The 19,372-nt window shown below is 65.3% G+C and carries 15 protein-coding genes and 1 tRNA gene; 4 read left to right on the top strand and 12 right to left on the bottom strand.

All coding sequences use genetic code 11. The features are described from left to right. Positions 1-37: 37 nt before the first annotated feature. Positions 38-643, bottom strand: a complete 606-nt coding sequence (locus tag Q8M85_RS16180; protein ID WP_305546462.1) for a TetR/AcrR family transcriptional regulator — start codon at positions 641-643, stop codon at positions 38-40. Positions 644-741: 98 nt separating this feature from the next. Between Q8M85_RS16180 and Q8M85_RS16175 the strand changes: the two genes are divergently transcribed. Further along, on the top strand, positions 742-1,197 hold the full coding sequence (locus Q8M85_RS16175) for a hypothetical protein (protein WP_305546460.1): 456 nt from the start codon (positions 742-744) through the stop codon (positions 1,195-1,197). A gap of 78 nt (positions 1,198-1,275) precedes the next feature. On the opposite strand, the gene Q8M85_RS16170 is transcribed toward Q8M85_RS16175, so the two are convergent. From Q8M85_RS16170 to tgt, 5 genes are all read right to left on the bottom strand, one after another. Beyond that, a tRNA-Val gene (locus tag Q8M85_RS16170) sits at positions 1,276-1,350 on the bottom strand. A gap of 26 nt (positions 1,351-1,376) precedes the next feature. Continuing rightward, complete coding sequence (locus tag Q8M85_RS16165) at positions 1,377-1,787, bottom strand: HU family DNA-binding protein (RefSeq protein WP_305546458.1); 411 nt, start codon at positions 1,785-1,787, stop codon at positions 1,377-1,379. A gap of 133 nt (positions 1,788-1,920) precedes the next feature. Further along, positions 1,921-4,317 carry an endopeptidase La gene (lon, locus tag Q8M85_RS16160; RefSeq protein WP_305546456.1) on the bottom strand — a complete coding sequence of 799 codons (2,397 nt, stop codon included), beginning with the start codon at positions 4,315-4,317 and terminating at the stop codon, positions 1,921-1,923. 200 nt (positions 4,318-4,517) lie between these two features. Beyond that, the gene (locus Q8M85_RS16155) at positions 4,518-5,612 is read right to left on the bottom strand and encodes an alkene reductase (RefSeq protein ID WP_305546454.1); all 1,095 of its coding nucleotides are present in this window, start codon (positions 5,610-5,612) and stop codon (positions 4,518-4,520) included. 126 nt (positions 5,613-5,738) lie between these two features. Beyond that, positions 5,739-6,869 carry a tRNA guanosine(34) transglycosylase Tgt gene (gene tgt / locus Q8M85_RS16150; protein WP_305546452.1) on the bottom strand — a complete coding sequence of 377 codons (1,131 nt, stop codon included), beginning with the start codon at positions 6,867-6,869 and terminating at the stop codon, positions 5,739-5,741. Between the two features lie 156 nt (positions 6,870-7,025). Between tgt and Q8M85_RS16145 the strand changes: the two genes are divergently transcribed. The 3 genes from Q8M85_RS16145 to Q8M85_RS16135 are packed head-to-tail and all read left to right on the top strand — an operon-like array spanning position 7,026 to position 12,188. Then, entirely contained in the window at positions 7,026-7,658 is a 633-nt protein-coding gene (locus Q8M85_RS16145) for a TetR/AcrR family transcriptional regulator (RefSeq protein WP_305546450.1), read from the top strand. Between the two features lie 4 nt (positions 7,659-7,662). After that, entirely contained in the window at positions 7,663-8,850 is a 1,188-nt protein-coding gene (locus Q8M85_RS16140) for an efflux RND transporter periplasmic adaptor subunit (RefSeq protein ID WP_305546448.1), read from the top strand. Between the two features lie 11 nt (positions 8,851-8,861). Further along, complete coding sequence (locus Q8M85_RS16135) at positions 8,862-12,188, top strand: efflux RND transporter permease subunit (RefSeq protein ID WP_305546446.1); 3,327 nt, start codon at positions 8,862-8,864, stop codon at positions 12,186-12,188. Positions 12,189-12,344: 156 nt separating this feature from the next. Here Q8M85_RS16135 and Q8M85_RS16130 read toward each other — a convergent pair whose 3' ends face one another. From Q8M85_RS16130 to Q8M85_RS16105, 6 genes are read right to left on the bottom strand one after another with little or no spacing between them, the layout of a single operon-like run. Beyond that, complete coding sequence (locus Q8M85_RS16130; RefSeq protein ID WP_305546444.1) at positions 12,345-14,078, bottom strand: hydantoinase B/oxoprolinase family protein; 1,734 nt, start codon at positions 14,076-14,078, stop codon at positions 12,345-12,347. Next, positions 14,075-16,093: a hydantoinase/oxoprolinase family protein gene (locus Q8M85_RS16125; RefSeq protein ID WP_305546442.1), complete on the bottom strand. Its 2,019-nt coding sequence runs from the start codon at positions 16,091-16,093 to the stop codon at positions 14,075-14,077. The genes Q8M85_RS16130 and Q8M85_RS16125 overlap by 4 nt, the downstream gene beginning before the upstream one ends. After that, a complete protein-coding gene (locus tag Q8M85_RS16120; RefSeq protein WP_371135284.1) occupies positions 16,094-16,795 on the bottom strand; it encodes an ABC transporter ATP-binding protein in 702 nt (233 codons plus the stop codon). Beyond that, positions 16,782-17,501 carry an ABC transporter ATP-binding protein gene (locus tag Q8M85_RS16115; protein ID WP_305546438.1) on the bottom strand — a complete coding sequence of 240 codons (720 nt, stop codon included), beginning with the start codon at positions 17,499-17,501 and terminating at the stop codon, positions 16,782-16,784. The genes Q8M85_RS16120 and Q8M85_RS16115 overlap by 14 nt, the downstream gene beginning before the upstream one ends. Continuing rightward, positions 17,489-18,421 (bottom strand): branched-chain amino acid ABC transporter permease, encoded by a 933-nt coding sequence (locus Q8M85_RS16110; RefSeq protein ID WP_305546436.1) that lies wholly within the window; start codon positions 18,419-18,421, stop codon positions 17,489-17,491. The genes Q8M85_RS16115 and Q8M85_RS16110 overlap by 13 nt, the downstream gene beginning before the upstream one ends. Beyond that, on the bottom strand, positions 18,418-19,296 hold the full coding sequence (locus Q8M85_RS16105) for a branched-chain amino acid ABC transporter permease (protein WP_305546434.1): 879 nt from the start codon (positions 19,294-19,296) through the stop codon (positions 18,418-18,420). The genes Q8M85_RS16110 and Q8M85_RS16105 overlap by 4 nt, the downstream gene beginning before the upstream one ends. Positions 19,297-19,372 lie beyond the last annotated feature (76 nt).

Here is a 19,372-nt window from a genome sequence, read left to right as displayed (position 1 = left end):
AGGCTTTACCCGGCACAGACACGACTGGCAAGCCGGGTCAGGATGTCACCTGGGCGCGTCCTGCAATCCGGGGGTCCGCAAGCAGGGTTCGCAGCGTCTCTTCCAGGATCTGCTGCGAAGTTTCCGGTTCGCAGCCGCGCGTCGCCCGTGCCATCGCCATAGCCCCGGACAGCGTCGCAAGGGCGCTGATGGCGTAGCTGCGGGCCTCGGCCTCGTCCGTTATACCCGAGAGGGCCGCAATGGCCGCCAGATTCCGTGCCAGACCTTCGGCAAAGGCGGCCTTGACGGGCTGCACGGTGCGGCCGATCTCGGCGGCCAGCGGCGCCACCGGGCAGCCCCAGACGAAATGGTCACGGTGGTCGGCTGCAAGATAGGCGCGAAAGTAGTCCGCAAGACTGCCGCCCTCTGCGCCGATCCGGTTCACAAGCGCGACAATGGTGTCGAAATCGGCGCTGATCGCGGCTGCTGCCAGGTCGTCCTTCGAGGAGAAGTGCCGGTAGATCGCTCCGTGTGTCAGACCCGCGTGCGCTGCGATGTTCGCGACTGTTGCCACCGAAACTCCCTGCGCCCGCATCATCTGGCCGGTTGCCCGCACCAGGTCCTGATGGTTCTGTTGTGCCGCCTCCTTTGTCACCTTGACCACGTCTGGCATCTCCCGGAATTTATGATTGCAATCGCAATCATAACTGAGTATGTACAAACCTAGGCGCGATCAACCACCTTCAACAAGGAGCCGCAGGGATGAGCAGTGAAATCGCACTGGAGAAATCTGCCGGACGACCTGCGCTCTGGTTTTGGGCGGCAGCCGGACTTGGTCTGGCGTGGAACCTGTTTGGCGCGGTGCAGTTCATCGGATCACTTTCGGCGACGCCGGAAAGCCTTCAGGCGCAAGGCCTGACGGCTGACCAGGCCGCGGTGATGCTGGGTTATCCGGCGTGGATGACCGTGGTCTTCGCCATTGGAGTCTTCGGTGGGGCCCTGGGCTGCGGGCTGCTTCTGGTTCGGAAGGCGTCAGCCGTTCCGGTCTTCGCCGCATCCCTGGCAGGATACATCGCGCTGTACCTTGGTGACATTGTCCACGGTGTGTTCGCAGCACTTGGAACCCCGCAAGTCGTCGTCCTGAGCATCGTGGTCCTGATCGCCGCTGCCTTGCTGTGGCTGGCGCGGCACGCGCGCGGACAGGGCATACTGACCTGAGCCGAACCCGCTCGGCGACCGTTCGATTGGCCCCGAAATGTCAAAGGCGCGCCAGTCGGGGCGCGCCTTGGGTAGGGATGGTGGGCGATAACGGATTTGAACCGCTGACATCTTCGATGTGAACGAAGCGCTCTACCGCTGAGCTAATCGCCCGAATTCAAAACTCGGTGCGGCGGCTTTTAGCCATCCTCGCCGTCATCCGCAAGAGCCAATCCGGCCGCCTTCGCACCGTCGGCCAGCCGCAGCTTCAGGGTCAGCGCGGGGCCCTTGTTCTTGACCACGCGCAGCTTTCCCAACGGCGGAATTGCCAGCGACTTGCCGGTGGCCAAAGCGGTGCCCATCGCGGTCAGCAGCGCCTCGATCACCGGCTTCACGTCGGCCTTCTTGCCACCCGTCGCCTGCGCTACCTGATCGATCAGGTCCTTCAGCTTGATAGTGTCCGCCCCAGGTGTCGGAACGGATTCTGCCTCCACGACCCGCAGCGGCGGCTTTTCTGGGGCGCCGGCAGCAGGCTTGGCCTTTGCCGCCCTGGAGGGTCGCGCCGGCTTGGCGGCTTCCGTTTCGGGATCCTTGGGAGAGCGCGGAGCCATGATGCCTTCTTTGGTTCAGGAGTGTTGGCGGGACGATAGTCCGCCCCGACGCACAGAGCCAGCCGATTTGCATGGTCCCAATCGAAAAGGCGCGCTCCTTTCGAAGCGCGCCTTTCCAGTCATGGACTGCCGATCAATGCGCCGTCTGCACCGGCTGGGTCGCCGAGGCCGCCCTTGCCGCGGCGGCGGCTTCTTCCGCCGCTTCGTCCCATTCCACAGGCTCGGGCTGGCGCACCAGAGCCTGGGCCAGAACCTCGCGGACGTGGGTCACGGGGATGATCGTCAGGCCTTCCTTCACATTCGCCGGAATCTCCGCCAGGTCCTTGGCGTTTTCCTCCGGGATGAAGACCGTCTTGATCCCGCCCCTAAGCGCCGCAAGGAGCTTCTCCTTCAGACCCCCGATCGGCATCGCATTGCCCCGCAGGGAAACCTCGCCGGTCATGGCAATGTCCTTGCGAACCGGAATCCCCGTCAGGACCGACACGATGGAGGTCACCATCGCCAGGCCCGCCGAGGGCCCGTCCTTCGGGGTCGCCCCGTCCGGCACGTGGACGTGGATGTCCATCGTCTCGAACTTCGGCGGCTTCACCCCGATCTTCGGGCTGATCGAGCGGACATAGGACGCCGCCGCGTCGATCGATTCCTTCATCACGTCGCCAAGTTTCCCGGTCGTCTTCATCCGGCCCTTGCCCGGCAGCTTCAGCGCCTCGATCTGCAGAAGATCGCCGCCGACGCTGGTCCAGGCCAGACCCGTGACCACGCCGACCTGGTCTTCCTTTTCAGCCAGGCCGTAACGGTGCCGCTGCACGCCCAGGAATTCCTCGACCTTGGCGGGATCGACCTCGACCTTCTTGGTCTTGCCCTTCAGGATCTCGGTCACGGCTTTCCGGGCCAGCTTGGCGATCTCGCGCTCCAGGTTCCGCACACCCGCCTCACGGGTGTAGTAGCGGATGACATGGGTCAGCGCGTCATCGCTGACGCTGAACTCGCCCTTCTTGAGGCCGTTGGCAGCGATCTGCTTGGGCAGAAGGTGCCCGCGCGCGATCTCGCGCTTTTCGTCCTCGGTGTAGCCGGCCAGCGGAATGATCTCCATCCGGTCAAGCAGGGGACCCGGCATATTGTAGCTGTTCGACGTGGTGATGAACATCACGTTGGACAGATCGTACTCCACCTCCAGGTAGTGATCGACGAAGGTGTTGTTCTGTTCGGGGTCCAGCACCTCAAGCAGCGCCGACGCCGGGTCGCCCCGGAAGTCCTGACCCATCTTGTCGATTTCATCCAGCAGGATCAGCGGGTTGGTGGTCTTGGCCTTCTTCAGCGACTGGATGATCTTGCCGGGCATCGACCCGATATAGGTCCGCCGGTGACCGCGAATTTCGGATTCGTCGCGCACGCCGCCCAGCGAAATGCGGATGAACTCGCGCCCCGTGGCTTTTGCAACGGACCGCCCCAGCGAGGTCTTGCCCACGCCCGGAGGGCCGACAAGGCACAGGATCGGGCCCTTCAGCTTGGTCGAACGGGCCTGCACCGCCAGATACTCGACGATCCGCTCCTTGACCTTGTCCAGGCCGAAGTGGTCGGTATCCAGCACCTTCTGCGCCGCCCCGAGATCTTTCTTGACGCGGGACTTCACGCCCCACGGAACGCCCAAGAGCCAGTCCAGATAGTTGCGCACCACCGTCGCTTCCGCCGACATCGGCGACATCGACTTCAGCTTCTTCAGCTCGGCATCGGCCTTTTCGCGCGCTTCCTTGGACAGCTCGGTCTTGCGGATACGCTCTTCCAGTTCGGCGACCTCGTTCTGGCCGTCCTCGCCGTCGCCAAGTTCCTTCTGAATGGCCTTCATCTGCTCATTCAGATAGTACTCGCGCTGGGTCTTCTCCATCTGGGTCTTGACGCGGGTCTTGATCTTCTTCTCGACCTGCAGGACCGAAAGTTCACCCTGCATGTGGCCGTAAACCTTCTCAAGCCGCTCGGCGACGTCCAATGTTTCCAGGATCGCCTGCTTCTGGGCCACATCGACGCCCAGGTGTCCGGCCACAAGGTCGGCCAGCCGCGCCGGTTCACGCGTGTCCGAAACGGCGGCCAGCGCCTCTTCGGGGATATTCTTCTTCACCTTGGAATAGCGTTCGAATTCTTCGCTGACAGCCCGGACCAGCGCCTCGACCGAGGTGGCATCGCCGTCGGTTTCGGGCAGGGCTTCGGCCGTCGCCTCGAAGAAGGCCGGGTTCTCGACAAAGCCGGTGATCTTCACGCGCGACTTGCCTTCGACCAGCACCTTCACGGTGCCATCGGGCAGTTTCAGCAGTTGCAGAACATTGGCCAGGACGCCAACGCGGAAGATGTCTTCCGACGCCGGATCATCGGCAGTCGGGTCCTTCTGCGAGGACAGCAGGATCTGCTTGTCGTCCTGCATCACCTCTTCCAGCGCGCGGACCGATTTCTCGCGGCCGACGAAGAGCGGCACGATCATGTGGGGAAACACCACGATGTCGCGCAGGGGCAGGACCGGATAGCTTTGGGTGCTCATGTGTCTACCTTCGTTCGCGGCAGCGTTGCGGGGTCCCGACCATCGGCAACCCTGCCCGCTCCGCCTTCAGAGTTGTTAACTTGTGGTCCCTTTGCGGGGGATTCAAGTTCTGCTTTGGTTCGACAGAATGAACCTCTGCGTGAATGGGTGCAAGGTGCGAAAGCGCCGGACCCGTCACCGGGTCCGGGTGGGTCATTGGATCACGCGGCGGTTTTGGCCAAGGTCGGATAGTCGGTGTATCCCGCGCGCCCGCCGCCATAAAGGCCTTCGGTCGGCATGGGGTTCAGCGGCGCGTTCTGGGCCAGACGCTCGGCCAGGTCGGGGTTCGAGATGTAAAGCTTGCCGAAAGCCACCAGATCGACCTTGCCTGACGCGACCGCAGCAATGGCCGTCGCACGCGTGTAGCCGTTGTTGGCGATGTAGGCCCCGTTGAAGCGGTCGCGCAGGGCCTCGACGGCACCCTCCGGCCAGTCGCGCGGGCCGCCGGTCTGCCCCTCGACCATGTGCAGGAAGGCGACGCCGGCCGCGTTCAGCACGTCAATCGCCGCGCCGAAGGTGGCCATTGTGTCGCTGTCGATGCCGACGTTGTTGGCGTTCGAGAACGGGCTGAGACGCACACCGACCCGACCGGGGCCAAGGATTTCGGTGACCGCCGTCACCACCTCGGCCAGGAAGCGGACACGGTTGGCGACCGACCCGCCATAGGCATCGGTCCGGGTGTTCGAGGTGTCGCGCAGGAACTGGTCGATCAGATAGCCGTTGGCGGCATGAATCTCGACCCCGTCAAAGCCCGCCGCGTCGGCGTTGCGGGCGGCGCGGCGGTAGTCCTCGATCACGCGCGGGATTTCGGCCAGGTCCAGCGCGCGCGGGACCGAGGTTTCGACGAACCCCGTGCCGTCAAAGGTCTTCGACGCGGCCCCGATCACCGACGGCGCGACGGGTGCAGCACCATCGGGCTGCAGCGAAGTGTGGCTGATCCGGCCCACGTGCCAGATCTGGGCCGCGATCTTGCCGCTCTTGGCATGGACCGCCTCGGTGACGGCTTTCCACCCGGCGACCTGCGCTTCAGAGTAGATGCCCGGTGTCCAGGCGTAGCCCTTCCCTTCCGGCGAGATCTGGGTGCCTTCGGTGATGATCAGGCCGGCCCCGGCCCGCTGGGCGTAGTACTCGGCATGAATGTCGAAGGGGGTGTCATCCTCGGCCCGGGCGCGGTTGCGGGTCAGCGGGGCCATCACAATGCGGTTCTTGACCGTGATGTCGCCAAGGCTGGTGGGGGTGAAAAGCAGGTCGGTCATCTGGATACTTCCTTGAACGGTAGGTTCGCAATTCTAGGTAAGCTCTGCAAAAATAGTCACAACCCGCGTTTCAGCCCCGACATCCGTGCATTTTCGCACAGCCTATTTGCCGTTACCGGCCCCCGGTCAGAGCGGATCAAGGTCTCCGGCTGCCCTTGTCGCGTGGAACGACGCCACGAAAGCGGCCAGCGTGCTGGCGGCGATGGCGCTCCGCAGCCCCTGCATCAGCACCTGATAATAATGCAGGTTGTGCCAGGTCAGCAGCATCGAGCCGATGATCTCATCGGCCTTCACCACATGGTGCAGATAGGCACGGCTGTAGCTGCGACAGGCCGGACACTGACAACCCTCTTCCAGGGGTCGCGGGTCGTCCTTGTGGCGGGCGTTGCGCAGGTTCACCTGCCCGCGCGCCGTCCAGGCCTGCCCGGTCCGCCCGGATCTTGAGGGCAGCACGCAATCCATCATGTCGATGCCCCGTTCCACCGCGCCCACGATGTCGTCGGGCTTGCCCACGCCCATCAGGTAGCGCGGCTTGTCGGCGGGAAGGAACCCCGGCGCATAGTCCAGAACGCCGAACATCGCCTCCTGCCCCTCGCCCACCGCAAGGCCTCCCACGGCATAGCCGTCGAAGCCGATCCCCTGCAGCGCCGTGGCACTTTCCTCGCGCAACTCGCGCGTCACACCGCCCTGCATGATCCCGAACAGCGCATGCCCCGGCCGGTCGCCAAAGGCATCGCGACTGCGCTGCGCCCAGCGCATCGACAGGCGCATCGACTTGGCCACCTCGGCCTCGGTCGTAGGCAGCGCGGGACATTCGTCAAAGCACATCACGATGTCGGACCCCAGCAGCTTCTGGATCTCCATGCTGCGCTCCGGCGTCAGCATGTGCTTGGACCCGTCGATGTGCGACGAAAACCGCACCCCCTCTTCCGTCAGCTTGCGCAAGGCCCCCAGCGACATGACCTGGAAGCCGCCGCTGTCGGTCAGGATCGGCTTTGACCAGTTCATGAACCGATGCAGCCCGCCCAGAGCCGCCACCCGCTCCGCCGTGGGCCGCAGCATCAGGTGGTAAGTGTTGCCCAGAAGGATGTCCGCCCCGGTCGCCGCGACGCTTTCCGGCAGCATCGCCTTGACCGTGGCAGCTGTCCCCACCGGCATGAAGGCCGGGGTGCGAATCCCGCCGCGCGGGGTCGAAATCACCCCGGTCCGCGCCGCGCCATCGGTCGCCGCCACGTTGAAACTGATGCCCGTTGCCATGCCATTCGTCCTTGTGCTGCCGCTCCTTTGGGCCAAAACCGGCGAAAAGTGAAGCACAACACATCCAGTGCAGCCCTTCTGCCGTAAAGACACTTGACCTCTGCGGAAGCTTCGCTATTTGCAGTGAATGAACGTTCATTCCCAGGCTTCCTGACCATGCCCCCACTGCCCCAGCCACTTCCCGCCGCCCCCCATCCTGCGGCTGACGCGCGCAGCCATGAGATTCTGGCCTCGATCCGTCAGGCCTTTGCTGAAAAGGGCTTCGACGGGGCTTCGATGCAGGACCTGGCCCGCTCTGCCGGGATGAGCGTCGGCAACTTCTACCGCTACTTTCCGTCCAAGGCCGCGATCGTCCAGGCGATGTGCGGCTATGACCTGGCCGAGATCCAGGGCGAATTCGCGCAGATCCAGACCTCGGACACGCCAATGGTCTGCCTGCGCGACCGCATCCTGAACCACTTCTCGGAAGAGTCGATGAAGGATGGCCAGCTCTGGGCCGAGATCACCGCCGCCGCGATCCGCAAGCCCGAAATCGGCGAGGCCGCGCGCCAGATGGAAGAAACCATCGTCTCCCTTCTGACGGCGATCTTTGCCCATGCCACCCGCCGCCCGGTGGAAGATGCCCGCACCCGCTACGAAGGCCAGTGTCAGATGCTGGTCATGCTGGTGAAGGCGATGGCGACCCGCACCGCCCAGTGCGGCCCGGCCAGCCCCGCCCTTGCCGCCCAGGTCGTCGCCGTGATCGACGGCATCCTTGCCCATATTTCCAACGACAAAGCAGAAGGCTAAGCCCATGCGCCCGACCCTGATCCTTGCCGCCCTTCTCGCCTTCGCCCCGCTCCTGCCCGCCCAGGCGCAAGAGGCTGTCGCCGCCGAAAACATCCCCGAAGCCGCCTCGGTCCTGCCCGCGATCACCGTCAGCACCGTGGGACTGGCGCGGTTGTCCGACCGGATCATCACCTCGGGCCTGATCGCCGCCGTCGAAGAGGTGCAGGTCGCCCCCCTGGTCGAAGGTCAGCCGCTGGATCAGCTGCTGGTCGACGTGGGCGACATGGTGAGCGAAGGGCAGGTGCTGGCCGTCCTCTCCAGGACCACACTGGACCTGCAGAAGACCGAATCCGCCGCCTCGCTGGCCGCCGCGAAATCCGCCATTGCCCAGGCCGAAGCGCAGCTGGTCGAAGCGCAGACCACGCGCGACGAAGCCCAGCGCGTGGCCGACCGCACGACGAAGCTGCGCGAACAGGGGACTGCTCCGCAGGCCCAGGCCGATACAGCACGGGCCAATGCGCTTTCGGCCGATGCCAGGGTGATGGTTGCGACCCAAGGCCTTGAATCCGCCCGCGCGCAACTGGCGCTGGCCGAAGCGCGGCTTGAAAACGTTGACCTCATGCTCAGCCGCACCGAAGTGAAGGCCCCCGTCGCCGGCAAGATCGTCGCCCGCAACGCCAAGATCGGTGCCATCGCCACAGCCGCCGGGCAGCCGATGTTCGTCATCACCCGCGACGCAGCACTGGAACTGCGCGCCGACGTGGCCGAAACCGACCTTCTCCGCCTTGCTCCCGGCCAGAAGGCGCTCCTGCGCGCTGTCGGCATGGGCGGCGTTCTGGAAGGGACCCTCCGCCTGGTCGAACCCGCCATCGATCCGGTGACCCGCCTGGGCCGCGCCCGGATCACGGTCGACAGCGACAATGTCTCCCTGCGCACCGGCATGTTCGTCGAAGCCGAAATCCTGGCCGCCCAGAGCGAAGCCCTGGCCGTCCCGGTCACCGCCATCGGTTCCACCCCCGACGGCGCTTCGGTGATGCGCGTCACCGACGGCATCGTCGAGCGTGTCGCCGTCAAGACCGGCATCCGCGACGGTGGGCTGGTCGAGATCACCGAGGGCCTGAACCAGGGCGATCTCGTCGTGACCAAGGCCGGGGCCTTCGTCCGCCCCGGCGACCGGATCAACCCGGTCCCCGCCCCCGCCGCCGTGAACTAAGGAGCGCGACCATGAACTTCTCCGCCTGGTCGATCCGCAACCCCGTCGCACCGCTGCTTGGCTTCTTCCTTCTGCTGGTCCTCGGCTGGCAAAGCTTCAACGCGCTGCCCATCACCCGTTTCCCGAACATCGACGTGCCCCTCGTCGCCGTTTCCGTCGCCCAGTCCGGCGCCGCCCCGGCCGAAATGGAAAGCCAGGTCACCAAGGAAATCGAGGATGCCGTCGCGGGCCTGACCGGCGCCAAGCGCGTGACTTCGACCGTGACCGACGGCGTGTCCACCACCGTCATCGAATTCCGCATGGAAGTGCCGACCGACAAGGCCGTCCAGGACGTGAAGGACGCCGTCGACCAGATCCGCGGCGACCTGCCCGGCGGGATCGAGGCGCCCATCGTCACCCGCATCGACGTCGAGGGCCAGGCGATCATGACCTTCTCGGTCACCGCCCCCGACATGACGATGGAGGAAATCTCCTGGTTCGTCGACGACACCGTGACCCGCTCGTTGCAGGGCAAGCCCGGCATCGGCCGCGTCACCCGCATCGGCGGGGCCGACCGCGAGATCCGCGTTGAACTCGACCCGGTGCGGCTGGACAGCTACGGTGTCACCGCCCAGGCCATCAGCGCCCAGATCGCCCAGACCAACGCCAACCTCGGTTCGGGCAAGATCAGCCTTGGCACCGGCGAACAGGTGATCCGCACCCTGGGCGACAGCGGCACGGTTGAGAGCCTGGCGAACACCACCATCGCCTTGCCGTCGGGGCGTTTCGTCAAGCTCTCCGACCTTGGCCAGGTGATCGACAGCTATGAAGAGCTGAAAAGCTTCAGCCGCATCAACGGCGAACCGGGCGTCACCTTCCTTGTGTTCCGGTCCAAGGGCGCGTCGGAAGTCTCGGTCGCCGAGATCACCAACGACGTGGTCGCGGACCTGCGCCAGCAATTTCCGAACGTCGGCATCACGATGGTCGACGATTCCGTCTTCTACACCTACGGCAACTACGAAGCCGCCATCCACACCCTGCTGGAAGGCGCGCTTCTGGCGATCTTGGTCGTGCTGGCCTTCCTGCGCAACTGGCGCGCGACACTGATCTCGGCCATAGCCCTGCCCCTGTCGGCGATCCCGACCTTCTGGCTGATGGACATGCTGGGCTTCTCGCTGAACCTGGTCAGCTTCCTCGCCCTGACGCTGGCGACCGGCATCCTGGTCGACGACGCCATCGTCGAAATCGAGAACATCGCCCGCCACATCCGCATGGGCAAAACGCCCTACCGCGCCGCCATCGACGCGGCCGACGAGATCGGCCTTGCCGTCATCGCCACCACCTTCACCATCGTCGCGGTCTTTGTGCCCGTGTCGTTCATGCCAGGCATCCCCGGCCAATACTTCCGACAATTCGGCCTGACCGTCGCCATTGCCGTCTTGTTCTCGCTCCTGGTCGCCCGCCTCATCACACCGATGATGGCCGCCTACCTCATGCGCACCAAGGACGCGGTGGGGCATGAGGACGGCGAAAAGGACGGCGCGATCATGCGCGGCTACATGTGGCTGGTCCACGCCACGACAAAAGTCCGCCGCTCCAAGACCCGCCGCTGGCTGGCACTGCCGACCTACTACATCACCCTTGTCGTCGCGGTGATCGTGGTGATCTTCTCGGTCATCGCCATGCTTCAGGTCCCCGGCAGTCTGTTCCCGCCCGAGGATGAAAGCCGCATCGTCGTTTCCGTGGAACTTCCCCCCGGCTCGACCCTCGACGACACCGCCGCCACCACCGACGCGATGCGCGAGGTGGTCAAGGACATCGACGGAGTCAAATCCGTCCTGGTCATAGGCGGCTCCACCCCGCTTGGCGACCGCGACACACGCCGCGCCACCTTCACCATCATCCTCGACCGCCTCGACAACGGGCTGCAGCGCAAGCTGATCGACCTTGGCCGCGCCCTGCCCGGCATCGGCGCGCTGATCCCCGAGATCCCCTCCGAAGGTCGCCTGCGGCCCCAGAACGAGATCGAGACCGAAGTCTTCGAGGCGCTGCACCTGATCCCCGACGTCCGCGCTTTCAAGGCCGCGACGATGGGCGGCGGTGCGCGGCCCTTCTCTTACGACATCCTTTCGGTGGACGAAGACGACCTGAACCTCGCGATCCAGAAGATCGAAGAGGCGCTGCGCCAGGAACCGATGTTCCTCAACACCTCGACCGAGGCCGCCCTGCCCCGGCCGGAAATCCAGATCACACCCAAAGCAGACGAGGCCGCGCGCCTGGGGGTCACCGTCCAGCAGATCGCATCCGTCGTCCGCGTCGCCACCATCGGCGATGTGTCGGCGGCCCTTGGCAAGCTTTCCATCGACAACCGGCTGATCCCGATCCGGGTGCAGCTGGACGAGGTTTCGCGCGACAACCTCGCCCGCATTTCGGCACTTAAAGTGATGACCGCAAGCGGCCCGGTGCCGCTGGCGACCGTCGCCACGGTAAAGGTCGCCGAGGGCCCCTCGGTGGTCAAACGCCTGAACCGCCTGCGCGTCGCCACTCTGGGCGCCGACATCGCGCCCGGCTTCGTGCTCGACCAGGCCACGGCCCGCTTCCAGGAGTTGCTTCCATCCCTGGGCCTGCCCGCTTCGGTCCAGGTCACGCCCTCGGGCGACGCCGAGGTCCAGGCCGAGCTTCTGGGCAGTTTCCAGGGCGCAATGATCCTGGGCGTGCTCTTGATGATGTTCGTCCTGATCCTCCTGTTCCACTCGGTCCTGCAACCGATCACCATCATCTTCTCGCTGCTTCTGTCCGTAGGCGGGGTGGCGGCCGCGCTCATCATCACCCAGAACCCGCTGTCGATGCCCGTCCTGATCGGCATCCTGATGCTGATGGGGATCGTGGCGAAGAACGCCATCCTGCTCATCGACTTCGCCATCGAGATGCGCGTCCGCGGCATGGACCGGATCGAAGCGGTGATCGAGGCCGGCCACAAGCGCGCGCGCCCCATCGTCATGACCTCTATCGCGATGTCCGCCGGGATGCTGCCCTCGGCCCTTGGGGTTGGTGAGGGCGGAGCCTTCCGCGCCCCGATGGCCATCGCCGTGATGGGCGGCATCATCGTCTCGACCGTTCTCAGCCTGGTCGTCGTGCCGTCGATGTATCTCGCGATGGACGACCTCTCGCGCTTCTTCTCCTGGGTGCTGGGCCGCTTCCTTGGCAAGAAGGACGTGGAACCCGTCGCCCCCGACCCACTGGTCATGGCCGACAATGTCGCCCGCAATCAGGTTGATGTGGCGCTCCTGCAAGGCCGGATCTCGCTTCTGGAAGAGGCGCTCGGTCGGAAGAAAGCCACACCCCACGCGGCAGAATAAGGGCCTGCCCCTGCCATCAAACCTCCCCTCCCCCCAGCCGGGAGGGGGGGCTGGGCCGCCGAAAACTGTCCCGCCGCGTGATTCGCTTTCAAGGTTAACGGCTGTTCGTATGGACGCGCGTATGTATGGAACCCATACACATTCCATACCCGAAGCCTACTCAGACAACGGGCCAGCTCCAACGCGTTCATTCAGCGCCCCCAAAGGGTTAGCCGACCCCGGCCACAGCCGCGCCGCCTCCTCTGCCGTATAGCGCCCCAGCCGCACATCCTGGGCGACCAGCGCCGGATCCCGCCTTGAGGGGGGGCCATAGCCCCCACCCCCCGGCGTCCTCACCCGCACCCGGTCCCCCGGCTTCAATTCGATGTCCTGGGCCTTGGAAAGATGCTCGGGCACCATGACCACTCCGTCCCGGATCACCTCCACCCGGTTCACCGCGCCGTCCTTGCCCCCCAGGGCCCCTTGCGGCCCGACCCGCCCGTGATCCATCACGAAACTCGCCCTCGCCTCGCCGCGCAACAATTCGATCTCGTAGTCCAGACCAAAGCCGCCCCGATGCTCTCCCGCCCCGCCCGAACCTTCATGCAGCGCGTAGCGGCGGTAAAGCACCGGATAGGTCTGCTCCATGATCTCGACCGGCGGGGCCTTCGAAATGCCGATGGTCGAACAGCCGTTGGCGATGCCGTCCCCGCCCGCGAACCCGCCGTAACCCCCACCCGAGATCTGGTACATCACATAGTCCCGGCCCTTCTCTGGGTCGTGGCCACCCAGCCCGAAGTTGCCCGAAGTCCCGGCCGGGGCCGCCGTCACGTGGTCGGGCACCGCCTGCACCAGGGCCGCAAAGACGGCTTCCGCGATCCGCTGGCTGACCTCGGCCGCGCAGCCCGAAACCGGGCGCGGGTAATGGGCATCCAGGAAAGTCCCTTCGATCCCAACAACTTCCAGCGGCTCAAAGGCCCCCGCTGAAATCGGCACCTCGGGGAAGATATGCCGCATTGCCAGATAGACCGCCGACAGCGTGGTCGCCCGGACCGAGTTCATCGGCCCAATGCAGGGCTTCGACGACCCTGAGAAATCGAAGCGCAGCCCATCGCCCGCCTTCGTCAGCGCAAGCGCGATGGTCAGGGGTTCGTTCACCACCCCGTCGCTGTCGACGATGGCCGTGCTGCGATACGCGCCCTCCGGGATCAGCCCGATCATCGCGCGCATCTGCCGCGCCGCCAGCCGCCGCATCTCGGAAATCGCTTCGGTCACGGTTGCATCCCCGTATCGATCCAGAAGCGCCGAAAGCCGCTCTGCCCCCACCAGCAGCGCCGAGGCCTGGGCCTTCACATCCCCGATCCGCTGTTCCGACACCCGGATGTTGGAGCAGATGATCTGGTAGATCTCCTGGTCCAGCACGCCCTTCTTGAACAGCTTCACCGGCGGAATCCGCAAGCCCTCCTGCTCGGCGCTGATGGCGCTGGCGCTGAATCCGCCCGGAACCGCCCCCCCGGTATCCGGCCAATGCCCGGTGTTCGACAGCCAGCAGAAAATGCGTCCCCCACGCCAGACCGGCATCGCGAAACGCACATCCATCAGATGCGTGCCCCCCAGATAGGGGTCATTTACAATGTATATGTCACCCTCGTCCGGCGCAGCCGTCACGCCGGCCGCGATCCGCTCCAGAATGGTCCGGGTCGAGAACTGCATGACGCCCACGAAAACCGGCAACCCTTTTGCCCCTTGTGCGATCAGACTTCCGTCCGTCGCGGAATAGATTCCGTCCGATCGGTCATCCGCTTCGGCAATCACCGGAGAAAACGCCGCCCGCGAAAAAGTCAGGTCCATCTCGTCGCAGACCTGCTGGAGACCCGCCTGAATGACCGCGAGGGTGACGGGATCAATCATTTGTTAACCTCGATGATCAGATTGCCGTCGGGGTCCTGAGACACCCACGCGCCTGGGTCTACTAGCACAGTCGTATCCATTTGCTCAATGATCACAGGGCCTTGCAGCCCGATCTTCACCGGAAGATGGTCGCGCCAATAGACCGGAGTGTCCTGCCAGCCGTCGAACCAGACCTTGCGCTGCGCGGCTGGCTCGACCCGATCCCGCCGCCCCACCGGATCGATCAGTCGCGACAGGTCCAGTGCGGGACGCTCGCCGATCACCGAGACGTTCAGGTTCACCAGATTGGCCCGGATCGTCGGCAGGTCCACCCGGAAGCGGGCGTGATAGGCCGCCTCGAACAACCGCTGCAGGTCTTCACGGTCGGGCCGGGACGACGGCAGCGGGACACGCAGCAGATGCGTCTGGCCGACGAACTGCATGTCCGCCGAATACTCTGCCCGCACGGTCGTCAGCGCGATTTTCTCCAGGTCGATCAGCCTTCGACCCTCCGCCTCCTGTTCCGCAAGAATGGCGTGGACTTCAGCCATGTCCACCCCGTCCAACGGGCGGTTCAAAGTGCGCACAAAGTCGTGCCGAAGGTCAGCCACAACGCAGCCAAGCGCATTGGTGATGCCGGGCCGGGCCGGGATCAACACCTTGGGAACATTCAGTTCCCTCGCCAGCGCCACCGCGTGCAACGGCCCCGCACCGCCGAAGGCAAACAGGGCAAAGTCCCTGGGGTCGGCACCTAGCGAGATCGAGACCATTCGGATCGCCCCTGCCATATGGGTGTTTGCAATGCGGATCACGGCTTCCGCGGCCTTTTCGACCGACAGTCCCAAAGGTGCCGCGATCTGCTCCCGCATCGCCTGATACGCGGCCGCTGCCGCCTGGCCGAACCGGCTGGCCGGCAGCCGCCCGAGGATCAGGTTCGCGTCCGAAATCGTGATCCTCGTCCCGCCCCGGCCATAGCAGACCGGACCGGGCGTCGATCCCGCACTCTCCGGCCCGACCCGCAGCATGCCCCCCGCGTCGAGCCGCGCGATCGAGCCGCCCCCCGCCCCCACGGTACGGACATCCACCATCGGCACATGGATCGGCATGGCATATTCCACCTCGATCTCGTTGGAGACCGGCGCGGTGCCATTGCGGATCATCGCAACATCGGTCGACGTCCCTCCCATGTCGTAGGTCAAGAGATTCAGCATCCCGGCCCTCCGCCCGGTCGCAACCGCCGCCATCACGCCCGATGCCGGGCCGGACATCACGGTCTTCACCGCCTCCTTTGCCACGTCCTTGGCGGCCACCATCCCGCCGTTGCCATTCATCACCAAGAGGTCCCGGCGATAGCCCTTTGCGGCCAATTCGTCGGCCAACCGGGCCACGTAGCGTTCCAGAAGGGGCTGCACCGAAGCGTTCACCGCCGCTGTCACGCCCCGCTCGTATTCGCGGGATTCCGAAAGAAGAGAGTGCCCCAAGGTGATGTAATCATTGGGCCAAATCCCGCGAGCGATCTCTTCGGCGCGCAGTTCGTGCGCGGGGTTGGCGTAGGCATGCAGGAAATGGATGACCAGCGCCTCGCAGCCGTCGTCGCGCAGGCGCATCACCGCCGCACGAAGGCCAGCCTCGTCCAGGGGTGTGATCACGCGACCGCGCGCGTCCATCCGTTCCGCCACCTCCAGCCGCAGATCGCGAGGGATGACGGGCGTAAAGCGGCCCTGCATCCCATACGCCTGCGGCCGGGTGCGGCGACCAAGCTCCAGCACGTCGCGGAAGCCTTGCGTGGTGACCAGACCGGTCTTCGCCAACTGGCGTTCCAGCACCGCGTTGGTCGTCGTGGTGGTGCCGTGGACGATCAGGTCGATCGCCGACAGGTCCACCTTGGCCTCGGCGAAGGCGTTCAGCACGCCACCTGCCTGGTTGGGCAAAGTCGTGGGCACCTTGGCCAACCGCACCGCCCCCGTCGCCGGGTCGAAAATCACCAGATCGGTGAAGGTCCCGCCCACATCGACACCCGCCACAAGCCCGGTCATTCAGACACCCACATAGGTTCGAAAAACATCAGTTTCAGGCGCCAAACCCTTGACTGGCATGGTTTCCTCGATCCGGCCGGCGACCATGAAGGCCACCCGGTCCGCAAGGTTCAGCACCGCATCGACCCGCTGCTCGACCAATACCACGGCCACGCCTTCGGACCTGAGGCTGCGGATCGCGTCCTGGATCAGGGCGATCATCGAGGGTTGCAGCCCCTCGGTCGGCTCGTCCAGTAGCAGGACCTTGGGTCGCAGACACAGAGCGCGGGCGATGGCAAGCATCTGCTGCTCGCCGCCCGAAAGGGTGCCGGAGGTCTGGGTCAGGCGTTCGCGCAGGCGGGGGAACAGGGTCAGGACATGGTCCAGCGTGGCGCTGTCGTTGCCACGGACAAGACCGCCGACCGCAAGGTTCTCGGCCACCGTCAGCGGGCCGAACAACCGGCGCCCCTGGGGCACGTAGGCGATCCCTTGCTTCGGGATGTCGTGGGCGGGCAGACCGTGCAGCGGCGTGCCGTCCAGAGCAAAGGTGCCGGAGGCAACTGGAAGAAGTCCCATCAAGACCTTGAGAAAGGTAGACTTTCCAACCCCGTTCCGCCCCATCAGACAGCTGATCTGCCCCGGCTCGGCCCGGAAATCGACGCCGCGCAGAACGGTGACGGGACCGTAGCCCGCGGTCAGACCCTGAACCTCAAGCGCCAAGATAGGCCTCCTGCACGGCTGGGTTGGCGCGGACCTCTGCCGGAGTGCCGGTGGCAAGCACCCGACCGAAGGTCAGGACGGTGATCCGGGTGGCAAGGTCCATCACCACCTCCATGTTGTGTTCGATCAGTAGGACCGTCGTGTCGGGGATCAGGCCGCGGACCAGGTCCTTGAACCCCTCGATCTCGCTGGCAGCAAGGCCCTGGGTCGGCTCGTCCAGGATCAGAAGCCGCGGGTTCAGCGCCAGGCCCATCGCCAGTTCCAGCAGGCGTTGGTGGCCGTAGGACAGGGTCTGCGCCTCCTGCTCCTCCAATCCTTGCAGCCCGACACGGGCCAATGCGGTGCGGGTTCTTGTGGTCAGATCACGGGCCCCCTGCAACTGGACGGCCAGGGCGACGTTGTCGAACACGGTCAGCCGGGGGAAGATCGAGGTGATCTGGAACGTGTAGGCAATGCCCTTGCGGACCCGCTGATGGGCGGGAAGACGGGTGATGTCTTCGCCTGCCAGACGAATGGTGCCGGACTGCGCCATGCGGCGGCCGGACAGAAGGCTGACAAAGGTGGTCTTGCCCGCACCATTGGGGCCGATCAGCCCGTGGATCTCGCCCGGGCGAAGGGTGAAGTCCACCCCGTCCACGGCCTTGAGACCGCCGAAATGCAGGGTCAGGCGTTCGGTTTGGATGAGCGGCGGCTCGATCAGGGCAGCCATCGGACCCACCTTTCCCGCAGCGTGCCCAGCAGGCCCTTGGGCGCGAACAGGATCAGCACCACCAGCGCGGCACCGACGATGAACTGGTGCGCCGTCGTGACGCCCGTTGCGGCCTCGATCAGGACGAACATCAACAGCGCGCCAAGGAAGGGACCAAGGGTCGTCCCTGCCCCGCCCATCAGGACGTAAAGCATCGGGAGGATGGAATACTGGATCGTGGCGAAACTGGCCCCGACATAGCCGAACAGGATCGCATAGGCCGCCCCGGCAGCACCGGCGTAGAGGCCGGAGATCGTCAGGGCCGCCAACTTCACGGTGAAGGGATTGTAGCCCAGCATCCGGCTGCGTTCCTCGTTCTCGCGCATCGCGACCATGGTCCGGCCGAAGGACGAACGGACAAGGACAAGGCTCGCAAGCAGGCCTGCGGCGAAGATCGTCAGAGCGGCAAGAAAGCGCGGAGTATCGGTGGAAAGGTCGAAGCCCAGCAGAGTGCGGCTGGCGGCAGCCACCGCAAACCCGTCATCCCCGCCGGTGATCGGCGCGAAGTAAAGCAGCGTCAGGAACCCGGCCTGGGCGAACATCAGCGTCACGATCATGAAGCTGACGCCGGCGGTGCGCAGGGCCAGAAGGCCAAGGGCCGCGGCCATCAGGCCACCTCCGGCGAGTCCGGCGATCAAGGCAGGGCCAGCGGTCCAGCCCCAAAGCTGGGCAGGCAGGCCCGCCGCATACATCCCCGCAGCAAGAAGAAGCGCGTGGCCAAGACTGAGCAGCCCCGTGTATCCAAACGCCAGGTTGTAGCCCATCGCGAAGACCGCCAGCACCATGATCCGCGCGAGGTTCGTCGCGTGGTAGGGCGACAGCCAGAACTGCGCCGTAAACAGGACCGCCAGAAGCGCCAGATGCAGGGTCCAGACCTTCACGCCTTCGCTCCGAAAAGACCCTGCGGGCGGAAGACAAGGACCATAGCGACCAGAAGTGTAGCGAGGATCTTGGCAAGCGTCGGCGTGAAGAACATCGAGATCACGCCATCGGAAAGCCCGATGATCAGCGCGGCGATCAGGGTGCCGCGCAGGCTACCAAGACCGCCGATGATGACCACGATGAACGAGAGGAGCAGCGGGTCGTGGCCCATCAGATACTGCGCCTGCTGGATCGGAACGATCAGGACCCCGGCCAGCGCGGCAAGGCCAGCGCCCAGCGCGAAGGTGCCCATGTAGACCCGGTCGACGTTGATCCCGAAGGCCTGGGCGGTCGACCGATCGACCTGGGTGGCGCGCATCACAAGGCCCGCCTTGGTCCGGGTCATGAACTGCCAGAGGGCGAGAAGCACAAGACCGGCGGCAGCGACGACGAAAAGCTTGTAGCCGGAATAGCCGAACCACGGCAGCTGGATGCGCCACTCGAAAGGGGCGGTGACGGGGTTGGCGTTGGGGCCGTAAAGCGACAACGCGGCCTGCTGGAGGATGTAGAGCAGGCCGATGGTGGCGACGATGGTCGCCTCGGGGTCGTAGTTCAGCCGCTTCAGGATCAGCCCGTCGGCGGCAGCGGCAAGGGCCGCGACAACAAGTGGCGCGATGATGACAGCGGCGAGAAAGGCCAGCGCCGGCGGGCCGGGGAACATCGTGGTGACGGCCCAGGCGAGGACCGCACCCAGCATGTAGAACTCGCCATGCGCCACGTTGACGACCCGCATGACACCAAAAACCAGCGATAGCCCGGCCGCCGCCAGCGCCAGGATGGCGGCGGTCACAAGGCCCTCCATCAGGGCGAGAAGCAGGAAGGGTCCGAAGGCCATGCATGTGTCCGGTGGGTGGGGAAGGTGGGCGGATCGCCCACCCTACGCGGGTGAGACAGGGGTAGGCGATCCGCCC

Source organism: Tabrizicola sp., assembly GCF_030694085.1.
Classification (GTDB): Bacteria; Pseudomonadota; Alphaproteobacteria; order Rhodobacterales; family Rhodobacteraceae; genus Tabrizicola.
Note: the sequence above shows the minus strand (reverse complement) of the source record. Positions and strands in the feature narration are given on the sequence as shown.

Excerpts from the sequence above, each read along its gene's own strand:
- Q8M85_RS16145 (WP_305546450.1), top strand. The coding sequence starts at position 7,026 with ATGCCCCCACTGCCCCAGCCACTTCCCGCCGCCCCCCATCCTGCGGCT.
- Q8M85_RS16135 (WP_305546446.1), top strand. The coding sequence starts at position 8,862 with ATGAACTTCTCCGCCTGGTCGATCCGCAACCCCGTCGCACCGCTGCTT.
- Q8M85_RS16130 (WP_305546444.1), bottom strand. The coding sequence starts at position 14,078 with ATGATTGATCCCGTCACCCTCGCGGTCATTCAGGCGGGTCTCCAGCAG.
- Q8M85_RS16165 (WP_305546458.1), bottom strand. The coding sequence starts at position 1,787 with ATGGCTCCGCGCTCTCCCAAGGATCCCGAAACGGAAGCCGCCAAGCCG.
- Q8M85_RS16140 (WP_305546448.1), top strand. The coding sequence starts at position 7,663 with ATGCGCCCGACCCTGATCCTTGCCGCCCTTCTCGCCTTCGCCCCGCTC.
- Q8M85_RS16105 (WP_305546434.1), bottom strand. The coding sequence starts at position 19,296 with ATGGCCTTCGGACCCTTCCTGCTTCTCGCCCTGATGGAGGGCCTTGTG.
- Q8M85_RS16115 (WP_305546438.1), bottom strand. The coding sequence starts at position 17,501 with ATGGCTGCCCTGATCGAGCCGCCGCTCATCCAAACCGAACGCCTGACC.
- Q8M85_RS16175 (WP_305546460.1), top strand. The coding sequence starts at position 742 with ATGAGCAGTGAAATCGCACTGGAGAAATCTGCCGGACGACCTGCGCTC.
- Q8M85_RS16125 (WP_305546442.1), bottom strand. The coding sequence starts at position 16,093 with ATGACCGGGCTTGTGGCGGGTGTCGATGTGGGCGGGACCTTCACCGAT.
- tgt (WP_305546452.1), bottom strand. The coding sequence starts at position 6,869 with ATGGCAACGGGCATCAGTTTCAACGTGGCGGCGACCGATGGCGCGGCG.
- lon (WP_305546456.1), bottom strand. The coding sequence starts at position 4,317 with ATGAGCACCCAAAGCTATCCGGTCCTGCCCCTGCGCGACATCGTGGTG.
- Q8M85_RS16155 (WP_305546454.1), bottom strand. The coding sequence starts at position 5,612 with ATGACCGACCTGCTTTTCACCCCCACCAGCCTTGGCGACATCACGGTC.